Origin of the sequence: Endozoicomonas sp. (assembly GCF_965196975.1) — a bacterium.
Lineage (GTDB): Bacteria > Pseudomonadota > Gammaproteobacteria > Pseudomonadales > Endozoicomonadaceae > Endozoicomonas.
Window position 1 is genome coordinate 3,890,596 of record NZ_OZ239981.1, and the last position, 25,157, is coordinate 3,915,752.

General features: G+C 47.2%; 24 protein-coding genes and 1 riboswitch. Of the genes, 14 read left to right on the forward strand and 10 right to left on the reverse strand.

Annotated features, from left to right (window positions below):
• The 4 genes from ACOCLE_RS17555 to ACOCLE_RS17570 all read left to right on the forward strand — a co-directional run bounded on the left by ACOCLE_RS17555 (nt 1) and on the right by ACOCLE_RS17570 (nt 3,472).
• Nucleotides 1–855, forward strand: coding sequence for a DUF1365 domain-containing protein (locus ACOCLE_RS17555; protein WP_419533550.1), 855 nt, complete (start codon nt 1–3; stop codon nt 853–855).
• Nucleotides 852–2,105, forward strand: coding sequence for a class I SAM-dependent methyltransferase (locus ACOCLE_RS17560; protein ID WP_419533551.1), 1,254 nt, complete (start codon nt 852–854; stop codon nt 2,103–2,105). The genes ACOCLE_RS17555 and ACOCLE_RS17560 overlap by 4 nt, the downstream gene beginning before the upstream one ends.
• Before the next feature lie 74 nt (nt 2,106–2,179).
• The gene (locus ACOCLE_RS17565) at nt 2,180–2,677 is read left to right on the forward strand and encodes a DUF3833 domain-containing protein (protein WP_419533552.1); all 498 of its coding nucleotides are present in this window, start codon (nt 2,180–2,182) and stop codon (nt 2,675–2,677) included.
• A gap of 15 nt (nt 2,678–2,692) precedes the next feature.
• Nucleotides 2,693–3,472, forward strand: coding sequence for an SDR family NAD(P)-dependent oxidoreductase (locus tag ACOCLE_RS17570; protein WP_419533553.1), 780 nt, complete (start codon nt 2,693–2,695; stop codon nt 3,470–3,472).
• A gap of 130 nt (nt 3,473–3,602) precedes the next feature.
• Here the strand turns inward: ACOCLE_RS17570 and ACOCLE_RS17575 are convergent, their stop codons facing one another.
• Nucleotides 3,603–3,863 (reverse strand): type B 50S ribosomal protein L31, encoded by a 261-nt coding sequence (locus tag ACOCLE_RS17575; RefSeq protein ID WP_419533554.1) that lies wholly within the window; start codon nt 3,861–3,863, stop codon nt 3,603–3,605.
• Nucleotides 3,864–3,973: 110 nt separating this feature from the next.
• Nucleotides 3,974–4,083, forward strand: a riboswitch (TPP riboswitch).
• A 177-nt stretch (nt 4,084–4,260) separates the two neighbouring features.
• Here ACOCLE_RS17575 and thiD point away from each other — a divergent pair.
• The 5 genes from thiD to ACOCLE_RS17600 all read left to right on the forward strand — a co-directional run bounded on the left by thiD (nt 4,261) and on the right by ACOCLE_RS17600 (nt 8,643).
• Nucleotides 4,261–5,076 (forward strand): bifunctional hydroxymethylpyrimidine kinase/phosphomethylpyrimidine kinase, encoded by an 816-nt coding sequence (thiD, locus tag ACOCLE_RS17580; protein ID WP_419533555.1) that lies wholly within the window; start codon nt 4,261–4,263, stop codon nt 5,074–5,076.
• Between the two features lie 186 nt (nt 5,077–5,262).
• Nucleotides 5,263–6,045, forward strand: coding sequence for an ABC transporter ATP-binding protein (locus tag ACOCLE_RS17585; RefSeq protein ID WP_419533556.1), 783 nt, complete (start codon nt 5,263–5,265; stop codon nt 6,043–6,045).
• A 3-nt stretch (nt 6,046–6,048) separates the two neighbouring features.
• The gene (locus tag ACOCLE_RS17590) at nt 6,049–6,801 is read left to right on the forward strand and encodes an ABC transporter permease (RefSeq protein ID WP_419533557.1); all 753 of its coding nucleotides are present in this window, start codon (nt 6,049–6,051) and stop codon (nt 6,799–6,801) included.
• Between the two features lie 15 nt (nt 6,802–6,816).
• Nucleotides 6,817–7,791 (forward strand): ABC transporter substrate-binding protein, encoded by a 975-nt coding sequence (locus ACOCLE_RS17595; protein WP_419533558.1) that lies wholly within the window; start codon nt 6,817–6,819, stop codon nt 7,789–7,791.
• Between the two features lie 258 nt (nt 7,792–8,049).
• Nucleotides 8,050–8,643, forward strand: coding sequence for a hypothetical protein (locus ACOCLE_RS17600; protein ID WP_419533559.1), 594 nt, complete (start codon nt 8,050–8,052; stop codon nt 8,641–8,643).
• A 134-nt stretch (nt 8,644–8,777) separates the two neighbouring features.
• Here ACOCLE_RS17600 and ACOCLE_RS17605 read toward each other — a convergent pair whose 3' ends face one another.
• Together ACOCLE_RS17605 and ACOCLE_RS17610 are read right to left on the reverse strand one after the other, a co-directional pair.
• On the reverse strand, nt 8,778–9,731 hold the full coding sequence (locus ACOCLE_RS17605; protein WP_419533560.1) for a hypothetical protein: 954 nt from the start codon (nt 9,729–9,731) through the stop codon (nt 8,778–8,780).
• Between the two features lie 87 nt (nt 9,732–9,818).
• Nucleotides 9,819–10,790 carry a hypothetical protein gene (locus ACOCLE_RS17610; protein WP_419533561.1) on the reverse strand — a complete coding sequence of 324 codons (972 nt, stop codon included), beginning with the start codon at nt 10,788–10,790 and terminating at the stop codon, nt 9,819–9,821.
• 511 nt (nt 10,791–11,301) lie between these two features.
• Between ACOCLE_RS17610 and ACOCLE_RS17615 the strand changes: the two genes are divergently transcribed.
• A complete protein-coding gene (locus ACOCLE_RS17615; protein ID WP_419533562.1) occupies nt 11,302–12,699 on the forward strand; it encodes an L-cystine transporter in 1,398 nt (465 codons plus the stop codon).
• Nucleotides 12,699–14,108 carry a CoA-disulfide reductase gene (locus ACOCLE_RS17620; RefSeq protein ID WP_419533563.1) on the forward strand — a complete coding sequence of 470 codons (1,410 nt, stop codon included), beginning with the start codon at nt 12,699–12,701 and terminating at the stop codon, nt 14,106–14,108. Before ACOCLE_RS17615 ends, ACOCLE_RS17620 begins: the two co-directional genes overlap by 1 nt.
• 626 nt (nt 14,109–14,734) lie before the next feature.
• Here the strand turns inward: ACOCLE_RS17620 and ACOCLE_RS17625 are convergent.
• Nucleotides 14,735–16,015: an ISKra4 family transposase gene (locus tag ACOCLE_RS17625; RefSeq protein ID WP_419532972.1), complete on the reverse strand. Its 1,281-nt coding sequence runs from the start codon at nt 16,013–16,015 to the stop codon at nt 14,735–14,737.
• Between the two features lie 333 nt (nt 16,016–16,348).
• Here ACOCLE_RS17625 and ACOCLE_RS17630 point away from each other — a divergent pair, with 333 nt between their 5' ends.
• Nucleotides 16,349–18,055, forward strand: a complete 1,707-nt coding sequence (locus tag ACOCLE_RS17630; RefSeq protein WP_419533564.1) for a trypsin-like serine protease — start codon at nt 16,349–16,351, stop codon at nt 18,053–18,055.
• A 267-nt stretch (nt 18,056–18,322) separates the two neighbouring features.
• Complete coding sequence (locus ACOCLE_RS17635) at nt 18,323–19,783, forward strand: SLC13 family permease (protein WP_419533565.1); 1,461 nt, start codon at nt 18,323–18,325, stop codon at nt 19,781–19,783.
• 306 nt (nt 19,784–20,089) lie between these two features.
• Here the strand turns inward: ACOCLE_RS17635 and xerC are convergent, their stop codons facing one another.
• From xerC to lptM, 5 genes are all read right to left on the reverse strand, one after another.
• Nucleotides 20,090–21,046: a tyrosine recombinase XerC gene (gene xerC, locus ACOCLE_RS17640; protein WP_419533566.1), complete on the reverse strand. Its 957-nt coding sequence runs from the start codon at nt 21,044–21,046 to the stop codon at nt 20,090–20,092.
• A complete protein-coding gene (locus ACOCLE_RS17645) occupies nt 21,043–21,771 on the reverse strand; it encodes a DUF484 family protein (protein WP_419533567.1) in 729 nt (242 codons plus the stop codon). Before ACOCLE_RS17645 ends, xerC begins: the two co-directional genes overlap by 4 nt.
• A 21-nt stretch (nt 21,772–21,792) precedes the next feature.
• Nucleotides 21,793–22,623, reverse strand: coding sequence for a diaminopimelate epimerase (dapF, locus tag ACOCLE_RS17650; RefSeq protein ID WP_419533568.1), 831 nt, complete (start codon nt 22,621–22,623; stop codon nt 21,793–21,795).
• 26 nt (nt 22,624–22,649) lie between these two features.
• Nucleotides 22,650–23,930 carry a diaminopimelate decarboxylase gene (lysA, locus tag ACOCLE_RS17655; protein ID WP_419533569.1) on the reverse strand — a complete coding sequence of 427 codons (1,281 nt, stop codon included), beginning with the start codon at nt 23,928–23,930 and terminating at the stop codon, nt 22,650–22,652.
• A gap of 76 nt (nt 23,931–24,006) precedes the next feature.
• Nucleotides 24,007–24,147: an LPS translocon maturation chaperone LptM gene (gene lptM / locus ACOCLE_RS17660; protein WP_419533570.1), complete on the reverse strand. Its 141-nt coding sequence runs from the start codon at nt 24,145–24,147 to the stop codon at nt 24,007–24,009.
• A gap of 120 nt (nt 24,148–24,267) precedes the next feature.
• Here lptM and cyaY point away from each other — a divergent pair, with 120 nt between their 5' ends.
• The gene (gene cyaY, locus ACOCLE_RS17665) at nt 24,268–24,591 is read left to right on the forward strand and encodes an iron donor protein CyaY (RefSeq protein WP_419533571.1); all 324 of its coding nucleotides are present in this window, start codon (nt 24,268–24,270) and stop codon (nt 24,589–24,591) included.
• 138 nt (nt 24,592–24,729) lie between these two features.
• Here cyaY and ACOCLE_RS17670 read toward each other — a convergent pair whose 3' ends face one another.
• Entirely contained in the window at nt 24,730–25,146 is a 417-nt protein-coding gene (locus ACOCLE_RS17670; RefSeq protein ID WP_419533572.1) for a hypothetical protein, read from the reverse strand.
• Nucleotides 25,147–25,157 lie beyond the last annotated feature (11 nt).

A 25,157-nucleotide genomic window follows, 5' to 3' on the forward strand; every position in this document is an offset into this window, starting at 1 on the left:
ATGGAGTCTTTCTCTGGTTCTGCTATATACGCTGGCGAATTGATGCATCATCGGTTCAAGCCGAAAAAGCATCGTTTCTCTTATCGGGTTGCTTCCTGGTTGCTGGATCTGGATGGCATTCATACGCTGGACAAGCAGTTAACGTTATTTTCCGTCAACCGTTTTAACGTGGTGTCTTTCTATCCCTGTGACCATGGCGATGGGTCCGATACGCCGTTGCGGGAACAGATCAATCAGTTACTTGACCAACATAATATTCAAACACCGGACAACGTCAGCCTGCTGTGTTACCCTAGGATGTTTGGCTACACCTTTAATCCATTGGCGGTCTACTTTTGCTATCGAGATAAACAGCTGACAGCCATCGTCTATGAAGTCAGCAATACCTTTGGAGAAAGGCATTCCTATGTTGCGGCTGTCAAGCGTGAAGACCAACCGAACGATACCCGCCCCCTGGAACATAAAAAGCAGATCGTTCAGCAACAGGCAGACAAAGCACTGCATGTTTCCCCTTTCTTTCCAATGGACTGCTATTACCATTTCCGAATACAGCCACCAGAAGAGAGTGTCACTCTTGGCATTAACTTGAATGATTCAAGCGGTAAGCTGTTTACTGCGGTGTTCAAAGGGCTGCGACAAACCATTACCGATCGTTTTATCGTAAAACAAACCATGCTTTTGCCACTGCAAACCATAAAAGTCATGGCAGCTATTCACTGGGAAGCCTTACGTCTCTGGCTTAAGGGCATATCGATTTACACACACACGCCTAGACATTTCTTTTTCAGCCATAGCCGCGCAGAAATGCCTATAGCGAAAGGAAAAAATGCAGCGAACAGGGAGAAAAATACATGAACTCAACCAGTTCCACGGAAATAACTACGAAACCACTGTTCCCTGCATTGAGAAAGGTCCTTTCCTGGCTGGAAAAGCGATTAGTAAAGTCTGGGGTTAGTAGAATTGAGCTGCGCATTGATGGCAATGAGCGCATTATGGTCGGGCAATTCAAGTCAGGCACCCCAATCCCCTGTTTTCAGATCCATAACCCTATGGGTTTGATCCAACAAAGCAGTCAAGGGTTATTGGGCTGGTCAGAGTCCTACATCAATGGCGACTGGAGTACTCCCGATCTGAGAGCACTGACCGACTGGGCCATGGTCAACGAGGACAACCTGCAGGACTTGATGGCATCTAACTGGCTCAGCAACCTGGTTAATCGAATCCTGCACAAGATGCGTCGTAACAGCCGCTCCGGCAGTCGCCGTAATATTGCCGCTCATTATGACCTGGGCAATGACTTTTATACGCTATGGCTTGACCCATCCATGACCTATTCAAGTGCACTTTACCTGGATGAGCATGAAGATCTGGAAACGGCACAGAGCAATAAATACAACACCATTATCGACTGGCTTGAGATCCGCCCGGGGAATTCCGTTCTTGAGGTTGGTTGTGGCTGGGGGGGCTTTGCCAGAACACTGAACCAGAGACATCAAGGCGCTTACCACGGGATCACACTGTCAAAAGAACAGCTCGCCTATGCACAACAGGAGTCTGATAACCAGTCCCACCAGTTCAGTCTTACGGATTACCGGGATATCCATGAGCAGTTTGACCATATCGTTTCCATAGAAATGATCGAGGCTGTTGGTGAAGAGCACTGGCCAGTGTATTTTGAAAAAATCTACAACAGCCTGAAACCCGGTGGCTCTGCAGTGATTCAGGCCATCCTGATTGATGACTCCCGCTTTGAAGAGTATCGCAGTGGTGTTGACTTTATTCAGCGTTACATCTTCCCCGGTGGCATGCTGCCCAGCGATAAAGTGATGAAAGAGCAAACCAGCAAACCTGGGTTAGCTATTGCCAATACGTTCTCATTTGGTCTCGATTATGCAAAAACCCTGGGTGAGTGGAAACGGCATTTCCTGGCGGCCTGGCCCACCATCGAAAAGCTCGGATTTGATGAGCGATTTAAACGGATGTGGCAGTTTTACCTGGATTACTGCGCTACCGGTTTTCAATTCAAGAGTATTGATGTCTGCCTCTACAAACTCACCAAACCTATGTCCACTGAGCATGAGGAAACATCATGTCTGTCTCGTTAAGAACAACAAAGGAATGGAGGTCAGGACGAGTGTGGCTCCTGAGCTTACTGTTTATGCTGACGGGGTGCTCTACCATGAATATCGAAGATTATGCCGGCAATGAGCCGAACCTGAAAATTGAAGAATACTTTGCTGGAGAAACCGTCGCCTGGGGCATGTTCCAGGATCGGTTTGGTAATGTTCAAAAGCGCTTTAAAGTTCTCATGAACGGTGAAGTAAAAGACGGTGTGCTGACATTGAATGAGGATTTCATCTACTCAGACGGCACTGAGTCGAACCGCATCTGGAGCATCAAAATTATTGGCGATGGACACTACCAGGGAACCGCCGGAGATATCGTTGGCCGTGCCATTGGCCGAAGTGCTGGCAATGCCTTTAACTTCAAATACCAGATGCGCCTACCCATCAATGGCCGGGAGTGGGTTGTTACCTTTGATGACTGGATGTTCCTTCAGGAAGATGGCGTACTGCTGAATGTTGCCACCATGAGTAAGTGGGGGATAAAGCTGGGTACGTTGACCGTCGCTTTTGAAAAATCCGGGCCAGAGAAAGCCGTCAAAGAGCAACAATAAAAAGGCAACGTAAATATGAGCTCTAACCAGGATATAGCGCCTTCTAATCCTCCAGTCGTCTGGATTACCGGAGCCAGCCAGGGCATTGGTGAAGCGGTGACAATTGCGATGGCCCGGGAAGGGATGATCGTAGCGGCCAGTGCACGAAGTGAGGAACGGCTGGAGGCTCTGGCAAATCAATCAACTGAGCTGAAAGGCAGGATTATTCCTTACCCTCTGGATGTTACTGATCAAACCGCAGTGACTGAGACGGTAAACAAGATCATTGAAACTCATGGTTGTATTGATCAGGCGATTTTAAATGCCGGAACCTATATTTCGACTCCCGCAACTGAGTTTACCAGCAGCGCCGTGCGTCAGCAGGTGGAACTGAACCTGATGGGCGTATGCCATTGCCTTGAGCCACTGATCACCAGTATGAAAAAGCAGGGAAAAGGAACCATCGCCATTAATGCCTCTCTGGCAGGCTATCGAGGCTTACCCAGAGCCGCAGGCTATGGGGCAACCAAGGCGGCGTTAATCAATATGGCAGAATCTCTCAATACGGAGCTGTCTGAGGTCGGTATTGCTATCAAAGTGATCAACCCGGGTTTTGTGAAAACCCCACTTACCAACAAGAACCGATTCCCAATGCCTTTTCTGATGGAGGTGGATAAAGCTGCGGAAGTCATCGTCAAAGGAATGAAGGAGCGACAGTTCGAAATTCGATTCCCTCGCATTTTCGCCGCCATCCTGGGGATTCTGCGTCGCCTGCCCTATCCGCTGTATTTCTGGTTAATCCGCAGGGCCGGATAGCCCCTTTCCTTGAATATTCTGCATCGAATACCCGGCATCAAGTCGATGCCGAGCTCTGTTGCCAATAGGTCTTATTTTTCTTCTTTGCCCTCCCCTGAACGGCGCAGTCACTGCTGCGACTTTTTGCACTTTACTTGCTCCTTTTGAGACCTAGGTTCCCAAAACGCTTATTGAACTGGGCAACGCGGCCATCCTGAGTGGAAGCCTTCTGTTTTCCGGTATAGAAGGGATGAGAATAAGAAGAAACATCCAGCGTCATATAGGGATATGTCTGACCGCCAATATCCACCGTTCGATCGGTCTGTACCGTTGACCGGACAATCATGAACTTATCCGCTCCCAAGTCGTGGAAAGCAACTTTTCTGTATTCCGGGTGAATACCTTTTTTCATAACACATTCCCACCTTCACAGAATCAACACGTTATAACATAACACTTATTTAATAAGCGTCAATTCATCCAACTCACTGGACAGCTTATGGCAAACCCCATAGACTCGGCCGGTGTTGGTTGGGGTGTTCTGCCGTCCCAATAATGAAAGGCAGAACTGAGATACACCCATAGAACCTGAACCAGATAATGCTGGCGTAGGAAACCGACGGGCCTGAGAGCTGATAAAACCCTGATGTACTAACAATCGTGCAAGCCTGTTATTCGACGCATCTGATTGCCCCGGCACGGAGCAATATTCTCGACAGGACACAGAGTTAACCCAACGCCCCGCCCTCTTTTCCCGCCAGTCCTAATGATGTACTGATGGAGTTTCTCTTGTGGAGAGGCGCGAGCTTATGTCTTCTACACCAATCGCATTGACCATTGCCGGTTCTGACAGTGGCGGTGGTGCCGGAATTCAGGCAGATCTGAAAACCTTCTCAGCCCTTGGTGCCTATGGCTGCAGTGTGATCACTGCGCTGACCGCACAGAACACTCTGGGTGTTCAGGGTATTTTTGACGTATCACCCGCCTTTGTCCGTGAGCAGCTGGATTCTGTCTTTTCCGATCTGAACATTTCCGCCGCCAAGGTTGGCATGCTGAGCCAGCCTGAAGTGATTGATACGGTTGCCCGCGCTGCCAGTGATTACCCGCTGAAATATCTGGTGGTAGACCCGGTCATGGTGGCCACCAGCGGTGATGTACTGCTGCAGGAAGCGGCCATTGATAACCTGCGTCGCAAGCTGATACCGAAAGCAACACTCATTACGCCAAACCTGCCGGAAGCAGCGGTTCTCCTGAATTGTCCCCGCCCGGAGTCACTGGAAGCCATGATCGCCATGATTGATCCATTGATGGATCTGGGAGCCAGCGCAGTATTACTGAAAGGTGGCCACCTATCCTCAGACAGTGGCAACAACAAAGCTGTCGACCTGTTCCATGACGGTAAGACACTGCACAAGCTCGAATCCCCATGGGTTGAAACCCGAAACACCCACGGCACAGGCTGTACATTGTCGTCTGCAGTAACCGCTTTGCTGGCCAGGGATTATCCTTTGATGGATGCCGTCAGGTCTGCCAAAGAATACATTGCCGGTGCGATTGCCCATGCTGACAATCTGAGCATTGGTTCAGGCCATGGCCCGGTCCATCACTTTTACCGAACGTGGTAAATAGTCACAGCCCACTCCCTGTCACCCGATGCCCTTGAAGTACATGCATCCGGGAAGCGGGAAGCGGGAAGCGGGAAGCGGGAAGCGGGAAGCGGGAAGCGGGAAGCGGGAAGCGGGAAGCGGGAAGCGGGAAGCGGGAAGCGGGAAGCGGGAAGCGGGAAGCGGGAAGCGGGAAGCGATTTAACGATGTTTGATGTGATTATTCGCAATGCCAGTCTTAGATTTGGAAACCACTGTGTTTTTGAAGATCTTAACCTGACCCTTAAGGGGGGCCAGTGGACCTGCCTTCTGGGCGGCAGCGGAGTGGGTAAAACCAGCTTGCTGCGTTTGATTGCCGGCCTGCCTGCGGGAGAAACAACGGGAAAGGTTGCTTGTCAGGACGGTCTTTCGGTTAATCATCGGATTGCCTGGATGGCACAGCAGGATCTTCTGCTGCCCTGGTTTTCGGTACTTGAAAACATCACGCTGGGACAGCGTCTGCGCCGCAATCTGGTCGATATGTTAAGGGGGCGTCCAGTCTTATCCGCTGAGGTTCAGGACCAGGCCATGTCGATTCTGGAAAAGGTTGGCCTCACAGAAAAAGCGCACACTCTGCCCCAGAACCTCTCCGGAGGTCAGCGCCAGCGGGTAGCATTGGCCCGAACGCTGATGGAAAACCGGCCACTGGTATTAATGGACGAACCATTCGGTGCGCTGGATGCCATCACCCGTCTCAACTTACAGGACCTTGCCTGTGAGCTTCTACAGAACCGCACTGTGCTGTTAATAACCCACGATCCTCTGGAGGCTCTGCGCCTTGGTCATGAGGTTTATCACCTGCAGGGACAACCTGCTCGTCTGACGGATGCTATTACTCCACCAGGAAAGACACCCCGTTCACTGGCTAATAATGACCTGATGTCATTACAGGGCAAACTGCTGGATCGTTTACGTCATGAGTCGTTTGATGATAAAGCAGAGGGGCAATAAAAAATGAAAGACTCCATCAAACCCTTCATTGTTCTTATTGGCCTCCTGGTTCTCTGGCACGCTCTGTTGATTGCTTTTGATATGCCAGCCTACATCCTTCCCGATCCGCTGGAAGTGGCCAACAGCATGGTTGAGAATGCCAGCCTGTTATGGGAACACACGCTGGTTACCCTCAGTGAAATGTTGCTGGGACTGCTGCTTGGCGTTCTGCTGGGCATTATTCTCGCTTTGATTCTCGTCTATTTCACCGCGTTAAGGCCCTGGCTCTTACCACCTCTGCTCATCACTCAGGCCATTCCGGTATTTGCTCTCGCACCAATATTGATGCTCTGGTTTGGTTACGGCCTGACCTCCAAAGTGGTGATGACGATTCTGGTGATCTTTTTTCCCGTGGCCACCTGCTGTTATGACGGTTTGCGCCATACCCATCAGGGCTGGCTGGATATGGCCCAGACCATGGGCGGAAACCGGTTTGCCATTCTTCGCAATATTCGCTGGCCTGCGGCACTGCCAGCTCTGGCGTCAGGGCTGCGAGTAGCCGTTGTGGTTGCACCGATTGGTGCCGTTGTCGGGGAGTGGGTTGGCTCCAGCGCCGGTCTTGGCTATCTCATGCTTCAGGCTAATGCACGACTCTGGGTTGACCAGATGTTTGCAGCTCTCACCGTACTGGCCTTCTGCTCCGTCACCCTTTACTACACTACCGACCGTCTTTTACGCAGACTCATTCCGTGGCAACCGGAAACTTCTCAGGAATAAGAAATGAAAAAACTGATGAAACACACTTTCCTATGGGCAATGGCACTGATGCTCTCCGTCAGCCTGCATGCCAGTGCAAGCAGTCAGGCGGCTGTTACCAAGCCAGCCAGTGAGTTGAAAGAGCTGACTCTGATGCTGGAATGGTTTGTCAATCCTGATCACGGCCCCATTATCATTGCCCAGGAGAATGGCTACTTCGAAGACCAGGGGCTTAAGGTCGATATTCAGGAGCCCGCGGATCCAAACCTGCCTCCCAAACTGGTGGCGGCGGAAAAAGTGGATCTCGCCGTTTACTACCAGCCCAGCCTGATTCACGGTGTGGCCAACGGCCTTCCCCTTGCCTGGGCCGGCACACTGGTGGCTACACCTCTGGACGGACTGCTGGTTCTGGATGATGGCCCCATCAAGTCCCTGAAAGATATGAAGGGTAAAACCATTGGTTTGAACATTGGGGGTATAGAGAATGCGATCCTGGATACCCTGTTTGAGCCTTATGGATTTGGCGCCAAGGATGTAAAACTGGTCAATGTGGGCTGGAACCTGTCCTCTTCCCTGATGAGTGGCCGCGTGGATGCCATCATGGGGGCGTATCGCAACTTCGAGCTGAACCAGCTGGCCATTGAAGGGCGTAAGGGTCGTATGTTCTATTACGAGGAAAACAACATTCCGCCTTATGACGAACTGATTTTTATCGCCAACAGCAAGAAGAACGATAAAGACGCCATTCGTCGTTTTCTCAGGGCAATTGAACTGGGCACACAATACATTGTGAATAATCCGGAAAAATCCTGGGAAATTTTCAGGGATTACAGCCCCAAGAAACTGGATAACGAACTGAACCGCCGCGCCTGGTTTGACACCATTTCCCGTTTTGATCTGAGACCTGCTGCCAGGGATGCTGGCCGCTATCAGGCTTTTGCTGACTATCTGCAAGAGAATGGGGAGCTTAAGAAACCAATTAATAGTGATAAATTCATGTTGGATTTTTAATTTTCAAATTTACAAATAAACCTAAATCTTAACCCTCTGGCACTGCCAGAGGATTTTTATTCAAAGCCTCACCTCCTAACTCCCCTCAAAAATTCGCTGAATTTATTTAGCACTATTTACCACATAAAAAATCTTGCACATCTTTTACAGCCAACTAATATGCATCCGGCTTAAATCAACTCAAACAATTCAAAAATTGATCTCATTAATGTAAATAATACAATTTACGGATTTTTCGAATAGTTCAGAGAGTAAACTATGGAAGCTAGTTTTCAGGCTGGTTTTAGTGACAGTACCGCAGTTTTCATTCCCACTACCGAAAGTTACACTCAGGAAGAGGCAAGCAATACAGGGCTCTGTCGAAGAATGGGAGGCCGAATAGTTAGTGCTGTTAACAATAATCGCTGCTATATCGCTGCTGGCGTTGGTGTAGCTGTAGGCATCGCAGTAATAGCGGCAACCATATATTCACTAACCGATGAATCTTCAGCACCCATTGGTTCTAGCATTGATGATCGACGAGCCAGAATAAGTTGCGTAGGAGCAGATAATGTTTGTAAAAAACTGGGATTTCTATTTAAACAAGGTGCCAATTACATAGCCAGTAGTGCCTCTAGCACTGCTGAATGCTTATTTTGGAGACCAGGTGGTAAAAATATGGAGCCTATGATGCAATCATGCTCTATTCCCATTCGTCACGGAGATACTAATTTAGCTCATAGAAATGACGATCACTCACATTTAATGGCGGGAACTGAATGCCATGATTTCCCGTTCCCCTCCTATCCAGGAAATTACAATCTATTAGCGAATGCAATTGACTATTGCAAATCGACTTTAACAAAGACTTAGTTTTATGCAAATAAATGGTAGATAAAGTAGTAATATTAAATCAGCTCTACTTCATCTATCCATTTTTGAAATGGCGTTATTTTCGACAATGGTATGAAACAGCCCTTTATTTCGCTCGATATTAGATGATTGAATTAATAATTCAGTTTATAAATCCACTTAGGGTGATGAAAGTGCAAACGGTGATCACAGGAGTTAGACACCACAGAAGCATCCAGAATAATTTCACCAATCTCAGACCAGTTTTTTCTACCACGGCTATCCTGTGAGCTGGCAACAGAGACCGAGAATGTTATTTCGCCTCCATGAGCATCCACATTCAGTTCATCCCGAAAGTCTTCAGCATTTACCGTTTGCCCAGGTAACGCCTGTACTTTCATCCATCTTGGTGTTCTGACCGTAGCTGTGTTTTCTTCACCCAGATAAGACACCTCATAAAGCTGCCGAATACCCGGATTACTGTCTGCCTTTCCAAACGTAACCGCTAATTTAATGGAATAAACCAGATGCCTGATAACGGCCAGCGTGATTGAGCTGGCAGGTTCATTGGTCATAGCCACACTGGTATAGTGTTCTGCTCTGGTTCCTCCCAGATCATCGATTAGAAAGAAATTCGCCGTTTTCACCACATCATCACTGTCTGTCGTAGGAAATAATTTACCGGCAAAACCAAAGGCCCGCTGGTGACCTTTTGTTGTTTTATTCAATGCCACCGATGCCCTGGCAATAATCAGAGCCTCAGAGCCCTGCCTGAAATACCCACCGTATGGGTTGTCATGCATTATTCGCCATTTTCCACTGAGGCAAATACCGTTTGGATGAACCAGTTTAGTAAAATAAGGCAAGACATCTGAATGATCTGATAATGTTCTTTTTGCGGAGTTTTTTATTTCATTTACACCCCAATTGAGCAGATAACCAAAAGAAATCTCATTATGAGGAAGGACATATTCATCAGAAGTAACTTGTCGCCAAACCTTAGAAAAGTCACTTCCCATGTACTCAGGATGGACAGAGGTCGATGTAAAAATCAGGATAAAAAACATCCAACAATTTATGAAATTTAGCGGATCATCGTCTAGTTTCATAAAAATAAAGATCGAAGGTTATATTAATGACAGGCAAAAAATTAATTCTTCCAGCAATTATTAACGATTCAACCAGAGAAAACACGTTCAAGCCAACCTGGATCTAAACAAATTGGCATTGGAATCAGGCCGTATTTTCGAAAACTCATAATCTAAAAACCTCACCACATTTTTCGGCCATGAAGCCATTACTCTATCAGCTTTTTCCCCACAGCTAATACTCAGAAAATCAAGCAGCAAATTGACTATATTACTGTTCGTGAGCGATGAGCCAATTTGTAAGTGGCTTGAAGAGCGTTTTGGGAATTTTGCTTCATTTTCTCTTCTATGCCTTTCTTCCACCTTTTCAACACAATTATAAAAAGATAACAATAACTTTGATTCTTTTTTAGTATTCAATCTTCCAGTTTCTTCACAATTTCCAGGAAGAAATGGCTCGCCTAATATTGGCTCACACAACTCCTGAACTTTTTTCCCAAGTGATTCTGGCCGAATAAGAAAACACCAGTACTCTATCATTGACTGCTTTACTTCATGGTAAGGAGCCAGGCTCTTAATATCTGGAACTCCGCGAGCATGAAAAAATAATAAAAAATGAAGGTATAAAAAAATAGGATCAGCAACAAGGTCACCGAACCTCTGACCCAAACCGCTGACATATTGCTTTCGGTCCTCAAGAAGTTCTCGCAACGAAGGAAGCTTTCCAGCTGCAGCTACTGAAAATAAATTTTCCAGCACAGGGATACGTCCTCTGTGCATAGAATAGCTATCAATTTTGTGAAAGTCTGAGCCGGTAATTCTTGAAAGTTGACCAATCTGACCAGCCAGCGTTTCCATGTGAGGTGGCAATGTCAAACCAGCCGTTTTTTTCGATGATAAAACTTGTTGCAATTTATAAGAGTCAATCGTCCTGTCCGGTGCTGAAGCACTCATCCGGCTTTCTGCAGCACCTACAATTGGTTGTCCTCTGTCTTGTGAAGGAGCCGGTAACGGTGGTTCAGACATCCGCCCCACACCAGAGGCATGATAAAAATCAAGCGAGCGGTAGTTATTATCCATGATCTATCAGCTTCAATTTCTGGAGTTGTAGTATTAATTCCTTATTCCTGTAAACATCCTTATAAGCAGATTATATTCTAGTCAACCTTACACCTTAGCAACTTCGCGAACTAAACGCATAAACTAACGGGCTGCATTTTCTTAGTGAGAAATACTCATTTACCTTACCATGCAAGATGAAAGTTTGATCAGTATCATCCTTTAAAACTCCCTCTTAAGATACACTCCTACTTATTCCATAAAACCACAGTTATTACAAAAAAAATATTCTAAAAAACAGGGGGTTACCATGCTTTCGCGAGCCGTCAAATTATTGAATAATGGCCGACCTGCTACTGTAGGTAGTTAGTCTCAAAACAACTTTACGGAACTAAGGTCAAAGATCTTACGTCTCAACTCAGGTCTCTGAAAAAATCTTATTATAGAGACTCGAGCTGGGGATGTCTTAGTGCCAGCCATAAGCAGGCCCTGAGCAAATAACACCTTTTAAAACAGGAAGGGAATAAGAACCATGTCATTAGCAGTACTGGCCAATATCCTTATTATGGTGGGGTTGCTCTACCTGCTCTACCGTTTCCAGAAGCAGTACATGCCCTTCACCCGGCGGGTGTTTATCGCCCTGGGTATGGGTGTCGGTTACGGTGCCTGCCTGCAGCTCTTTTATGGTTACCCTTCTGAAACCCTGATGGAGTCCATCAGCTGGTTCAATATTGTCGGCAATGGCTATGTCGGCCTGTTGAAGATGATTGTTGTGCCACTGGTCATGGTCTCCGTGATCTCAGCCATTCTGAAACTGAAAGGCGCTGGTACACTGGGCAAGATCAGTGGCTGGATACTGGCTCTGCTGATGGTGACCGTTTCCATCGCTGCCGCCATTGGCATTATTTCTGCCCTTGGCTTTGGATTAAGCGCTGAATCCATCACTTCCGGTGTTCGCGAAGCAGCAAGAGGTGAGCAGCTGCTGTCCACTGTCACCCGGGTGGAAAACCTCTCCATTCCCAATATGCTGATCAGCCTGATCCCGTCTAATCCATTCCTGGATATGACCGGAGCCCGCAGTACGTCCATTATTGGCGTGGTGATTTTCTCAGCCTTTATTGGTGTCGCTGTACTCGGTCTACACTGCAAACAGCCTGAAGTAGCTGGTCACTTTGAACGAACCGTCGAGGTTGCCCACGCCATCGTGATGCGTATCGTAACGATGGTATTGAGACTGACGCCCTTTGGCATCCTCGCGTTGATGACTAAAGTCGTGGCAGGCAGTAACTTCACCGATATTTTGCAACTGATCCAGTTTGTCATCGCATCCTATGCGGCTCTGATTGCGGTCTTTGTGGTTCACCTGATCATGGTGACCATGGTGGGTGCCAGCCCGATCCAGTTCATCAAGAAAGTCCTGCCGGTACTTACCTTTGCTTTTACCTCACGGAGCAGTGCAGGCACCATGCCGCTGACCATTCAGACCCTGACTCAGCGTCTTGGTGTGTCTGAAGGGGTATCCAACTTTGCTGCGTCCTTCGGCACCACAATTGGGCAGAATGGCTGTGCAGGCATTTATCCGGCCATGTTGGCCGTGATGATTGCACCAACAGTGGGCATTGACCCAACCAGCCTGAGCTTTATCGGCACCCTGATTGTTACTATCGCCATTGGCTCATTCGGCGTAGCCGGTGTGGGTGGCGGCGCAACCTTTGCTGCACTGATTGTTCTCTCTGCCCTGGGTCTTCCTGTTGAGCTGGCTGGTTTGTTGATTTCCATCGAGCCATTAATCGATATGGGCCGTACTGCCGTCAACGTCAGTGGTGCCATCACGACCGGTTTTGTGGGTGGCCGTGCCATGGGTGAGGTGAATATGGAAACCTTCAACAGCAATGATTCCCTTGAACTGGATATGGATGCAGTTTCCTGATGTCTGCTTATTCTGAAAACCGAGAGCATGAACTGAATCAGCCCTCGACTTCTGAGCCACTCAGAATCGTCATTATCGGTGGTGAGGCTGCGGGCATGAGTGCCGCGGCCAAAGCCCGACGGGTGGCAAAAGATGCTACCGTCATGGTCTTTGAACAATCGGATGTGATCTCGTTTGGCGCCTGCGGCTTGCCCTATTACGTGGGTGATTTCTTCTCCGATGCGGGCGAGATGTCAGAATTTTCTCCTCAGCAGTTTGCTACCCGGGGAATTGATGTACGAACTCGACATCAGGTCACACAGATCAATGCCAGTAACCAGGTTGTTCATGTCCATAATCTGACCACTGGTGAGTACTTTGAACAACCTTACGACCGCCTGCTGATCGCAACCGGTACCGAGCCGGTGATTCCACCGGTTCCGGGCCTGAAAGAAGGTCTTAACAATGGTCGGGTATTCTGCGTGAAAACCATGAAGGATGGCATTTATCTGAAAGAAGCCATCACCAGCGCTGAAATCAGGGACGTTGCCATCATTGGTGCCGGCTATATTGGTCTGGAAATGGCTGAGGCACTTGAGCGACAGGGTAAGAATGTTCGTATTATTGAAAGTGCCTCTCACCCTCTGGCCGGTACCTTTGACCAAGAGGTGGCAGAGTGGGTGATGAACACCCTGAATCAAGAAGGTATTCACTGTCACTGGCAGGAGTCGGTTGAATCACTGACTGAAGATGAAAGCCATCGCCTTTTATTAACCACCAATAAAGGTCAGTATCAGGCAGACCTGGTGGTGCTTTGTACCGGAGTCCGCCCCAATACCCGTTTTGTCAGCGATCTCGGCCTGGAAATGCTGGGCAATGGTGCCATCGTTACCGATGATCAGGGCAGAACCAATCTTCCCAATATCTTCAGTGCCGGTGACTGCGCCACGGTTATCCATGGGCAGCTGGAAAAGCCGGTATGGATTCCCCTCGCCACTTACGCCAATAAAATGGGACGTCTTGTTGGTGAAGTAATGGGCGGCCTGGATAAACACTTCCCCGGAGCCTACGGTGCTGCGTGCGTCAAAGTACTCAGCCTGGAAGCTGGACGTGTCGGTCTCAGTGAGCGGGACGCGAAAGAGCAGGGTATTGACTATCAGACAGTTGTCATTAAGGACAAAGACCACACCAACTACTACCCGGGTCAGTCCGATATTCTGGTGAAGCTGGTTTATGAAACCGTCAGCAAAAAGCTGCTGGGTGGCCAGATTGCCGGTGGTCGAGGTGCGGTATTAAGGGTTGATGCGCTGGTTGCTGCCATTAAAGGTGGCTTAACAACGGAAGATCTGGGAATGATGGATTTCTGTTATGCCCCGCCCTTTGCCCGTACCTGGGATGCATTGAACGTTGCGGGCAATGTGGCAAAGTAGTGAGATACGACTAACACGCTACCTCATAACTACCCCACATATGTAGCAGTTTCTTAGTCTTAAGAGACTGCTATAGAGTGTAGTGGTAGTTATAAAATACTACTCAACCATCAATATAAACGCGTTATTTTTCAAGCCAACTTATTGCCATCCCACCTAATGCCCTTTTAGAAAGTAATGATTCCGATCAACACTGAGCAGTAATATTTTTTCCTTCATAAAAATTTTTACTTACCATCTTATAATTAAAAATTACTATTCGTCATCAAAGTAAATCAACCAAAAAACAAATCCACAAAAAAAAACAATACTTTTAAAGAACATTATAAAATCTAAGATCTAATTTAAAGACAACACCATTGTCGCAACGATTACCACCTCGTCAATCGAAAAAAAACCATACCATATTATCTTATCCTCAATATACTCATCATCCTTGGCATCATTTTTTTGTTTTCAACTATAAACAAAAAATCGATTCAAAAAACAATTTACAAAAATCGCAATTAAAAATAAAAATTTAAACTGAACTGAATTAACACAAACTTGTCTTAGTGCCGGTTCATTTTAATTGCGAGCTTACAAGATGGAAACTCACCGGGTACTCTCTCAATTTGATAACTGACTCATAGGTTAGCTTCAACCTTTCCAGTCATGAACTCAGACCAAAGTTGTTCCCAGCGCCCCTTACTCTGGATCAGTGCTCTTGTTGTCAAAAGCACTTCCGCTCCTGTTGCTTTCCACCTCATTCCAGAACCACATAATCGTTGCTTTACCAGAGTCTTACAAGCCGCTTCAGTAACTCCTGAACCTATTGGCCAATGGCGTTTAAGCGCCTGATGATAATTCATTAACTGGTGATTGTTTGTAAAATAGCTCACAGCTTTGTAGCGCTTCTCTGTCAGTGCGATTGTCTTTTTCGGGAGCTCGGCTGATTCAATTTCCTGAAGGATTTTTTTGGCTGCTCCACGCTTGTTTTTCAAACTATGTAGCCTGTCTTCAAGCCACTGGTGTCGCTTCGCCTTACTGGTTGGAAACAGTGCTTCCGCTGCTCCAGCTAAATATTCAGATGCATGATAAAAATCGAGTATCTGCCCAGAGGTATGTTGTTTCAAATAACTCCAGTTTTCTCTAGCCCCGTCAGCTACCCCGATGTATGTGGCATTTGGGTAGAGTCGTTTTAGATCTGCAATCTCCTCGTCGAGCTTGCTCATAAAGCTTTGTTTACCATACTCTGGCGAACTGGCTGTATATATCGTGTGGAGCCTGTCTCCATCTGCAGAATATAGGCTCAATGTCCCACACATGGCTTCCCTCCAGCCTTCTTCACAAAGCAGCATGCAGGTTCCATCCAGACCAATGGCTATTGTTTCAACAGGCTCTTTTAGTGGAGGAAGGTGGTAGTGAGTGTCTTGCTGGTCTTCAATTAATGCACCTACTCTGTCCGATAAATGCTTGATATAAGAATTTGAAAGCGTCCTTTGATGGTTGGTCTCAAAATCTTCTTTTACCGCAGGCGCTGGCATCTGGCTGTATTTCCAGGCGATAGACTTGGCAAATTTGGGGGTAGCTGAACCAATAATACCGGCACGAAGATCAAGTGCTGCCAGAGTACTGCCACCTCTGACACCCTGATATACGGAGCGCTCCAAAGGTATACGACCGTATAAGGTTTCATAGTGCTTAAGAACCTTTCCTTTGTAGTTCCACTTCTGCTGATTAACGACGATAGGTTCTTTATTGGGTGATTCAAATAGCCCCAATAACTCTTTTGTTCCAAGCTGCCCGGCTTCATTGAGTGCACGCTGTAAACTATCTTCAAGATTCAGCATGTTGCCTGAATCTATAGAAACTTCAATTTGCAAAACGATGCTTTTGGTAGAGCTGGAAATAACAGAAGCGGGCATGACAGTTAACTATTATGAGTGGTGTTCCCATAGTAGCTGTGAAAATAGAGCACTATTGTTTCAATCATTCAGAGAGAGCACCCAACTCACCTACAGACGTCATCTTCCAACCATCATATTGTCACTCTGGATGGATCAATAGAAAAAACCAGAGATGATCATAAAGATGCAAGCAGCGTACTGTCTAGAACTTGCAATTTTCTACATAGAACATGTCAAGCTCTTTCCTCTCCAAGAACTCTGTTTTTTACTACTACCGGACTACTCCTCACCTTAGCTGCCGGGGCAGCACTTGCAAAGTCCTTAATGGATAGACAAACCGGGATTCAGGCTATGGATAATGAAGCAGGTTTACTGAGGCTAAATACATTAGGGTCCAATTCACAGGATCACTCCGTTTCTGAACCAATGAGTTCGGGGGCTTATCCATTTGAGACATTCCCACCTCAACTACCTGACTTTACGCAAGCACAAGCCAGTGACTGGGTGACTTATGAGCCCGATCGAGTCAAACATACAACACTGCCAATGCTGGATAATCCAATGTTGGAAAGTGAAACCGCTGAAGCATTGAATAATTTATTTTCAGAACATAACAAACCAACACCTGTATCACCTGATTCTGTGATTTCAGAAGCCACCATTGAGAAGGATGAAAATATTCAACAAGAAGATCAATCTCCTCATTCAAGAAGAAAAAGATTTGTTGGAGACCAGGTGGCCGCTGGAGGTATTACTGACAAATTTCTTGTAAAAGTTTTTTCGAATGAGAATGGCGGTGGTTTTTGTACCGGAAGTATTTTAGCTAAAGATATAGTAGTTACGGCGAGACATTGCACCAGCAAAAATACTGAAGATATGCACGTAGTTTATGATGGTCAGGACTTTTCTGTCGAAAAGATAGCAGCAAAGCCAAGTGTTACTGAAATTATTCTCAACTTTCTCGATAAGGCAGTGGAGGATGATATAGCTTTACTGAAAACATCACCAGATTTTCCTAGTCATGCACTAAGACTTGAAACACATAATGATCATGTTGTTTATGATCAAAAATATCAATTTTTACAATGGAAAGACAGCTCTAAAACAGCATTTGAAGGTCAATCATGTCAGGACATCTATTTAAAAGCCAAGGAAGAAAGCGGGTTCAACGAGCACACCCCTGATTATCTAACAATAGGTTTGGGGGCAACGGGGGATGACTGTAAAACAGTGGATTTCATACCACGCATAGGTTTCTACAAGGCTACTTATGACCTAAAATGGAGAAATACTAATCCCGAGAAAGAATGCCACCCTATATTGACTAACTTGACATCAGATGGAGGATCAGTCTTATCCTCTCAGCAAAATTCTGAGAAAATAAAACGTTATCAGAGATGTTTAAATGGGCACCACTGCACATTAAAAGTGTCCCTTAGACCAATTAAAGACAAAGATGGAAAAAGCTATAAAAGCTGTAGCGGTGATTCAGGCCGACCTTTATTAGTATTAGATAAAAAAGATGGCTTATATAAATTCACAGGCGTAGCATCAGGTGGCCTGACTTTTGCGCCAATTGAAAAAAACAAAGACTTTTTTAGGGATAATTTTAATATTTCTGAACAAGACCCTTTAAAAACATATGATTCCAGCGAAGACACAAATTTGTTTATACCTTTTGTACATGGAAAAAAAGGGTTCCCTACGGACAGCCTGCAAAAAAATCATACCATATCTCTCTACAACAGCTTGTCAGGATCATGGCACGAACTGGTAATGGATGTTTGGGCGAGAACTTCTCATGTAGAGCATAAATCCTCCTGCTCTGCATGGAACTATTACAGCGAATATTATGCTACCTGCACGATTCCAGTTCATGAAGGAACAGATCATTTGTCATCAGTTATAAGACTTGGTCCTGTTGGACAAAATTATATATATCATTTCAATATGACAAAGATAAATGAATTAGATGCAAACATGACTATTAAAGTATTTACAGATAGAGTCGTCATGTTACATGCCAGACCAGCCGATGCCTTACAAGATACATACTGATATCTCTGGTTTAATAATCATAACCTAAAACCAGTGGTTTATTTTTTTCAAGCATTTATCAATCATGACTTTATTCACAGCTAATTTCTATTTCCAGAGTTAGCTGTGCTGTTATCAACAATCCATAGCCTTATACAGTTTATAAACACATTTTTTCAACAAAAGCACATAATACCAAAAAAACAAACACCTCATTGACACAGATCAGTATCCGCACCTTTAAAAATAAAAGACACTATGCGTATAAACCGCAATGGATCTGATACTGTGACAAAAAAAAATACAGCCTTTAAACGATCTTCTCCGGGTGCGCTCTATTGGCTATCCCTGTTTGCAGGACCACTGGTTTTATTGCTCACGCTGGTAGTGCCACCACCTTCCGGTATGGAGCAGCACGCCTGGTATATGGTGGGTGTAGCGACCATGATGGCCATCTGGTGGGTATCGGAAGTTGTCCCCATTCCTGTGACCTCGTTACTGCCTATGATACTGGTGCCACTGCTGGGCGTTGCCAGCATCAAGGAAGTGACAGCCCCCTACGCCCATCCAACCATCTACCTGTTCTTTGGTGGTTTCATGCTGGGCATGGCCATGGAACGCTGGAATCTGCATAAGCGGATCGCCCTTCATATCATGCTGAAAACCGGTGTCCGGCCCGATCGCCAGATTGCCGGCTTTATGATTGCTACCGCATTTCTGAGCATGTGGGTTTCCAATACCGCCACCAGCGTGATGATGCTGCCTATTGGTCTGTCCGTTGCCTCCATGGTGAGTGGCAACAATGAAGGTGAAAACAGCTCTTTCGCCAAAGCATTATTGCTGGCTATTGCCTACAGCGCCAGTATTGGTGGTCTGGCCACGCTGATCGGCACACCTCCCAACGCCCTGCTGGCCGCCTTCCTGTCTGAAAATTACAACATGGAAATTGGCTTTGCCCAGTGGATGATGGTTGGCCTGCCCATGAGCCTGTTAATGCTGCTCGTTGCCTGGATCTGGCTCACCCGCTTTGGCTTTAAACTGTCCACTGAAGAGAACCCTGAAGCCAGAACGGTATTCCGTGAACAGCTGAAAGAGCTGGGCCCAATGAGCCGTGGCGAAATAACGGTCGCCATTATCTTTGCCGTCACTGCCATTTCCTGGATTATGAGGCCTTTCCTCAAGGAGTATATTCCCGGTCTTTCTGACACCATTATTGCCATTGCGGCAACAATCAGTTTGTTCATCATTCCGGTGAAGCACGATAAGCGTGTTTATGTCATGTCCTGGGAAAAAGCCCGAGAGATTCCCTGGGGTGTTCTCCTGCTGTTTGGTGGAGGTTTAACCCTGGCAGCACAGATCAAGAATACCGGCCTGGCCAGTTGGGTAGCTGAAGCAATGAGCATTGCCAATGGTCTGCCTGTGCTTCTGGTGGTCGCTTTTGTCGTGACCGTTATCACATTCCTGACCGAGCTGACCAGTAATACGGCAACGGCCGCTGGTTTCCTGCCATTGATGGGTGCTCTGGGCGTTACCCTGGGTATTGATCCGGTGATGCTGGCAGCACCTGCGGCTCTGGCCTGCAGCTTCGCCTTTATGATGCCGGTGGCCACTCCACCAAATGCGGTTGTCTTTGGCTCAGGAAAACTGGCCATAACCGATATGATGAAAGCAGGCTTTGCCCTGAATATTATGGGTATTCTGCTGGTGACGCTGGTGGGCTACTTCCTTATCGGAGCATTCTTACTCTGATAGCTAGGGCCTGTTGACGTTTCGTTGCATACTCAGTGGCCCAGAAAAGCGTCTTATGCACGAAAGACTTGCGCAGAGTGTAGTTATTCTACATCAAGCAAGTCTGACAAAGCAGATGGCGCTTTTCTGGACCATCCTTCGGGCGGATCAGGACACCCCTATGTCTTTGTTGCAGCATTTTGAAAGGCAGCCAGCCTTCCTGCAATGCCGCGCCTCGTCATAGGAGAGCCCTGATCCGCTGAGCCCGGAACGAAACGTCAACAGGCCCTAACAACAGCAGTACGGTTAATAAGAACGTACTGCTGTTTATTCATCTTTTTTCTTCTTAGCTCTTGGGTGAGCCTTATCATACACCGCTGCCAAATGCTGAAAGTCCAGATGGGTATAGATCTGGGTGGTGGAGATATCACTGTGCCCCAGCAGCTCCTGAATTGAGCGCAGGTCACCACTGGACTCCAACAGGTGACTGGCAAACGAGTGTCTCAGCATGTGGGGGTGAACTCCCACTGGCATACCTGCTTCTCGGGCAAACTCCTTGATACGGTTCTGAATCTGTCGGGTACTGATACGCTGTCCCTGCTTTGACAGGAACAGAGCACTGCCACTCTCTCCTCTGGCAAACAATTCCCGAAACGTCAGCCAGTGTTGAACTGCCTGCCGAGCTTTGCTTCCCACAGGAACTACTCGCTCTTTACTGCGCTTACCCAGAACTCTCACTTGCGAAAACTCATCGGAAAAGCTGTCAATATTCAGTGCCGCCAACTCGGCCAGACGCAAACCTGAAGAGTAGAAGAGCTCCAGGATGGCCAGGTCACGGCACTTCAGAGGGTCACCATCCGCCTGACCATACTGGCCATCCAACAGGTTGTTAACCTGATCAGCATCCAGAGTCACCGGCAGAGGCCGACCAGTTTTTGGAGCCCGAAGCAGTTGGGCCGGGTTATTGGATACAACGCCCTGGGTTAACAGGTATTGATAAAAACGACGAAGTGATGAGATCAGCCGCTGCAGGCTGCGGCTGGATAAACCATCTTCATGCCAGAGTCCAAGCCAGTACTTTAACTGCTTCTCGGTAATCTTTTCCCACTCCTGAATACCTTTGGCTGAAGCCTGCTGCATAACACGGGCAAGATCACGCTGATAGGCAGACAGCGTATGAGGTGAGTGCTGCTTTTCATAGCGAAGGTAATCAATAAAAGCGACAACTGACTTCTGTAGGCCGCTATTGTCATGAGAACCAGAATCGGAAGAGGAATGACTCATGAATGAAGCTGTCGAGCCAGAATTCGACTCAATATATCGCCCAGGTAACTGATAAACAGGGTGCCCATGCTGGCCTTAAAATGATTTTTATCTTTACTGCCCAATGCCAGAACCCCAAGCTGCTGCGGTTCACTTAGGGCATAGCTCAGGGGAGCAATGGCCACTGAACCAACATTTTCAGCCTGTTCCTGAAACAGGAAGTCCAACTCTGCCTGAGTCACCTGCCCACAAATGGCTTTACCACTGGTCATGATGGAACCCAGTGCTTCGACAACAACGTCTGTATGCTCAATCCTTACGGGCAGACTCATCGGTTTTTCACTGAACAGAATCAACGAATGAAACTCGATACCAAACTCATGATTGAGGCTGTCACCGATCACTTCCACCAGCTGCTCCAGATCCTTGCTTTCGAGCAGGGCCAATACCAGTAGGCGCATACGCTCAAAGAGCTTTTCATTCTCTTTGGCGTTTTCAGCTAAACGGGCCAGCTGGTGTCGATAATCCAGGGCCCTTTCACGCAACAGTGCCACCTGACGCTCCACCAGAGAGATAGCATCCCCTCGCTGATGAGGCAGCGTCAGATCCAACAACAGATCATCACGACCAACAAAAAAATCAGGATGCTCTCTCAGATAGTCTGCAACCTGCCTGGGTTTCAGAGCCTTCCGCTCATCAAGCGCTTCCTGCTGTTCCTTGTCAACTTCGACGATTTGTTCGGTCATTGTCTTTGGCCCTTAGCGGATTTATAGCCGGGTGTATCCTTCATAAACGCGGGTTGCTGCTCCTGTCATCATAACCGGACTGCCCTCTCCCGGCCAATAAATAGACAGGCTGCCCCCCGGTAAATTCACTTTAACAGTTTCGCCCAACAGACCTCGTTGACGTCCTGCTACCACGGCGGCACAGGCACCGGTACCGCAGGCAAGCGTTTCACCAACACCACGCTCGAATACCCGCAGGTTTATTTCATCAGTGCTGAGGACCTGCATAAATCCAGCATTGCACTTCCGAGGAAAATCCGGGTGCGTTTCAATAAGTGGCCCCCAGGTTTCTACTGGCGCCTTGTGAACATCATCTACCAGATAAACGCAGTGAGGGTTTCCCATGGAAACTACCGAAACGTCAATAACCTGATCATCAATCTGCAGGGGATAAGTCTCTGAACGCTGCTCTGCATTGAACGGCACCTGTTCAGGTTCCAGCCTTGGCATCCCCATATCCACACAAACCTCACCATTTCCCTGAATATTCAGTTCAATGTTTCCCCCTGCGGTTTGAACCCGGATCCGGTCTCTACCGATCAGCTTTTTGTCACGTACAAAACGGGCAAAACAACGGGCTCCATTACCACACTGCTCTACCTCACTGCCATCGGCATTGAAGATACGGTAGCGAAAGTCCATATCGGGATTCGTTGGCGGCTCAACCAACAGCAACTGGTCAAAACCGATCCCAAACCGCCGATCCGCCAGACGACGGATTTTTTCCGGGGGCAGGCGCAGGTTCTGGGACACCATATCGACCACCATAAAGTCGTTACCCAGACCGTGCATCTTGGTGAAATGTAGCAACATATCTTTCGTTCTTTCTTCGTACTTTATTACGGCAGCAGACTTTCTGAAGCAAATTGCTCTTCAACCGTTTCCCGGCGACGAATCACATACGATTCAGTGCCATCAACCATGATTTCTGCGGCTCGATTTCGGGTGTTGTAGTTAGAGCTCATCACAAAACCATACGCGCCCGCAGAATACACCGCCAGCAGATCGCCCTCCCTGATGGCCAGATTCCGCTCCTTACCCAGGAAATCACCACTTTCACAGACAGGTCCCACAATGTCATACACATGACTATCGACATCAGAGTGCACTACCGTATTTACAATGGTGTGCCAGGCGCTGTAGATGGATGGCCTCAGCAGGTCGTTCATAGCGCCATCGACAATGGCAAAATTCTTCTGCTCAGTAGGTTTGATCAACTCAACGCGGGTCAGCATGATACCGGCCTGGGCTGCAATGGACCGGCCTGGCTCAACCACCAGCATCACATCACCATAGCCCTGCTCAACAAGCCGCTGTTTTACCGATACCAGATAATCTGCAGGTGAAGGAATCGTCTCGTCCTGATACTGAACCCCCAGGCCGCCACCAATATCAAGATGTTTCAAATGAATGCCCCGGTCCTTCAACTGATCCATTAACAGCAGGAGACGATCCAAGGCATCCAGGAAAGGTTCGGTGGTTGTCAGCTGTGATCCAATGTGACAATCAACACCAACCACCTCAATATGACTCAATTCAGCAGCACGGGCATAAACCGCAGGAGCTCGGTTAATATCAATTCCGAACTTGTTATCTTTCAGACCAGTGGAGATGTACGGGTGAGTCTGGGCATCAACATCCGGGTTTACCCGCAGGGAGATGCTGGCAATTTTATCCATTGCCAGCGCTTCTTCCTGTATACGCTCCAGCTCCTGTTCTGACTCAATATTGAAGCAGTGGACACCCACTTCAAGCGCCCGGCGAATTTCATGACGTTGTTTGGCTACCCCGGAAAAAACCACCTTGGCGGGATCACCTCCAGCCGCCAGAACCCGTTCCAGCTCACCGACAGAGACAATATCAAAGCCTGCTCCCAATCGAGCCAGAACATTGAGCACCGCCAGGTTGCTGTTCGCTTTTACGGCATAACAAATCAGATGGGGCCACTCAGCCATTGCCTTATGGTATGCCTGATAGCTGACTTCCAGGGCTTTTCTGGAGTAAACATACAAAGGCGTACCGTATTGACTGGCCAGCTGTTGAACAGGAATTTCTTCTGCAAAAAGCGCTTGAGTTTCAGGCTCAAGACCTACTGAGGGCTGAAAAGTAAACCACTCCATAAGGTGACTGTTCCCCATATTCATTCAATTCTTAGTGTATTTTTTCCGACTACGGTGGCTACGCTCACAAAGGCTCTTAGCCTGGGTGATGGGTAGATACATCACTTCCAACTATTGAAGCTTTCGGTTGATAAAGGTCTCCCTTCTGTCCACAGCCTGTCAGCAGCAGGACAAATAACGCAATGGCAGTCATGATCATTGGAGTGAACTGTCTCATAGTCCTTTCCTTTATACTCAGTGCATACAGTATAACTGCCGAATCACGTATGGCTCTACCGATAAAACCGTATGCAGGCTAGAATTCGCTCATTCTGATCCTGTTTGTGCTGAGATAACGATGAAAGAAAGTCAATATAATGAACTCCTGGATGGCCTGATGCTGGCCATTGAAGACGCCATAGATGATTCCGGGCTGGACATTGACTATGAAACCTCTGCAGGCATTCTTACCCTGACCTGCGAAGACAACAGTAAAGTCATTCTCAGTCGTCAAACACCTCTGCTGCAACTATGGATGGCTGCCAGAAGCGGCGGTTTTCATTTTGATTATGATGATAAACAAGGTGATTGGTTACTGGATGGTAAGGGGGAAGCATTTATGGCCGTGCTGAATCGTTGCCTATCCGAACAAACAGGTGAAGCAGTACAGTTAACTATTTAATACTACATCCACCTGCCTAACCCTTGAGTCGTGCAAACTGATGACTAGAAACAGTTTGCTCGAACTCATCATTATTAAAAGCAGAAACAGTTCAAGGGGCTACATCCTCCCCAGGGCTCTGCTCTTTAATGGGTTATATCAAGCTTCTTCTTCTTCTAATACAACACCTTCATCTTCAGCCATTTCTTCTTCTGTTATGGCTTCAGCGGTAATACCTTCATCACTAATATCGTCTGCTCTTAGAAGAATCATCCCACTATTGCTAGAGTCTTGTATCAGGCTAAACAGTTGTAACTTACCGTATACCTTAACAGTTGCGTAATCAACAGCCTCGCGGGTATAGAGCAAAATCTTAGGTGTTTTATCAATACCTTTAATCAGTGGTGTGAACACGTATTTATAGTGTATATGCATCACACCATCGTCATACCATGGGCGATCTGGTGCGGGTATGTGCTCTGGCCATGGCTCAATTTCACCTTCCATGGGTGCTCTCTCTGAATGATTGAAACAATAGTGCTCTATTTTCACAGCTACTATGGGAACACCACTCATAATAGTTAACT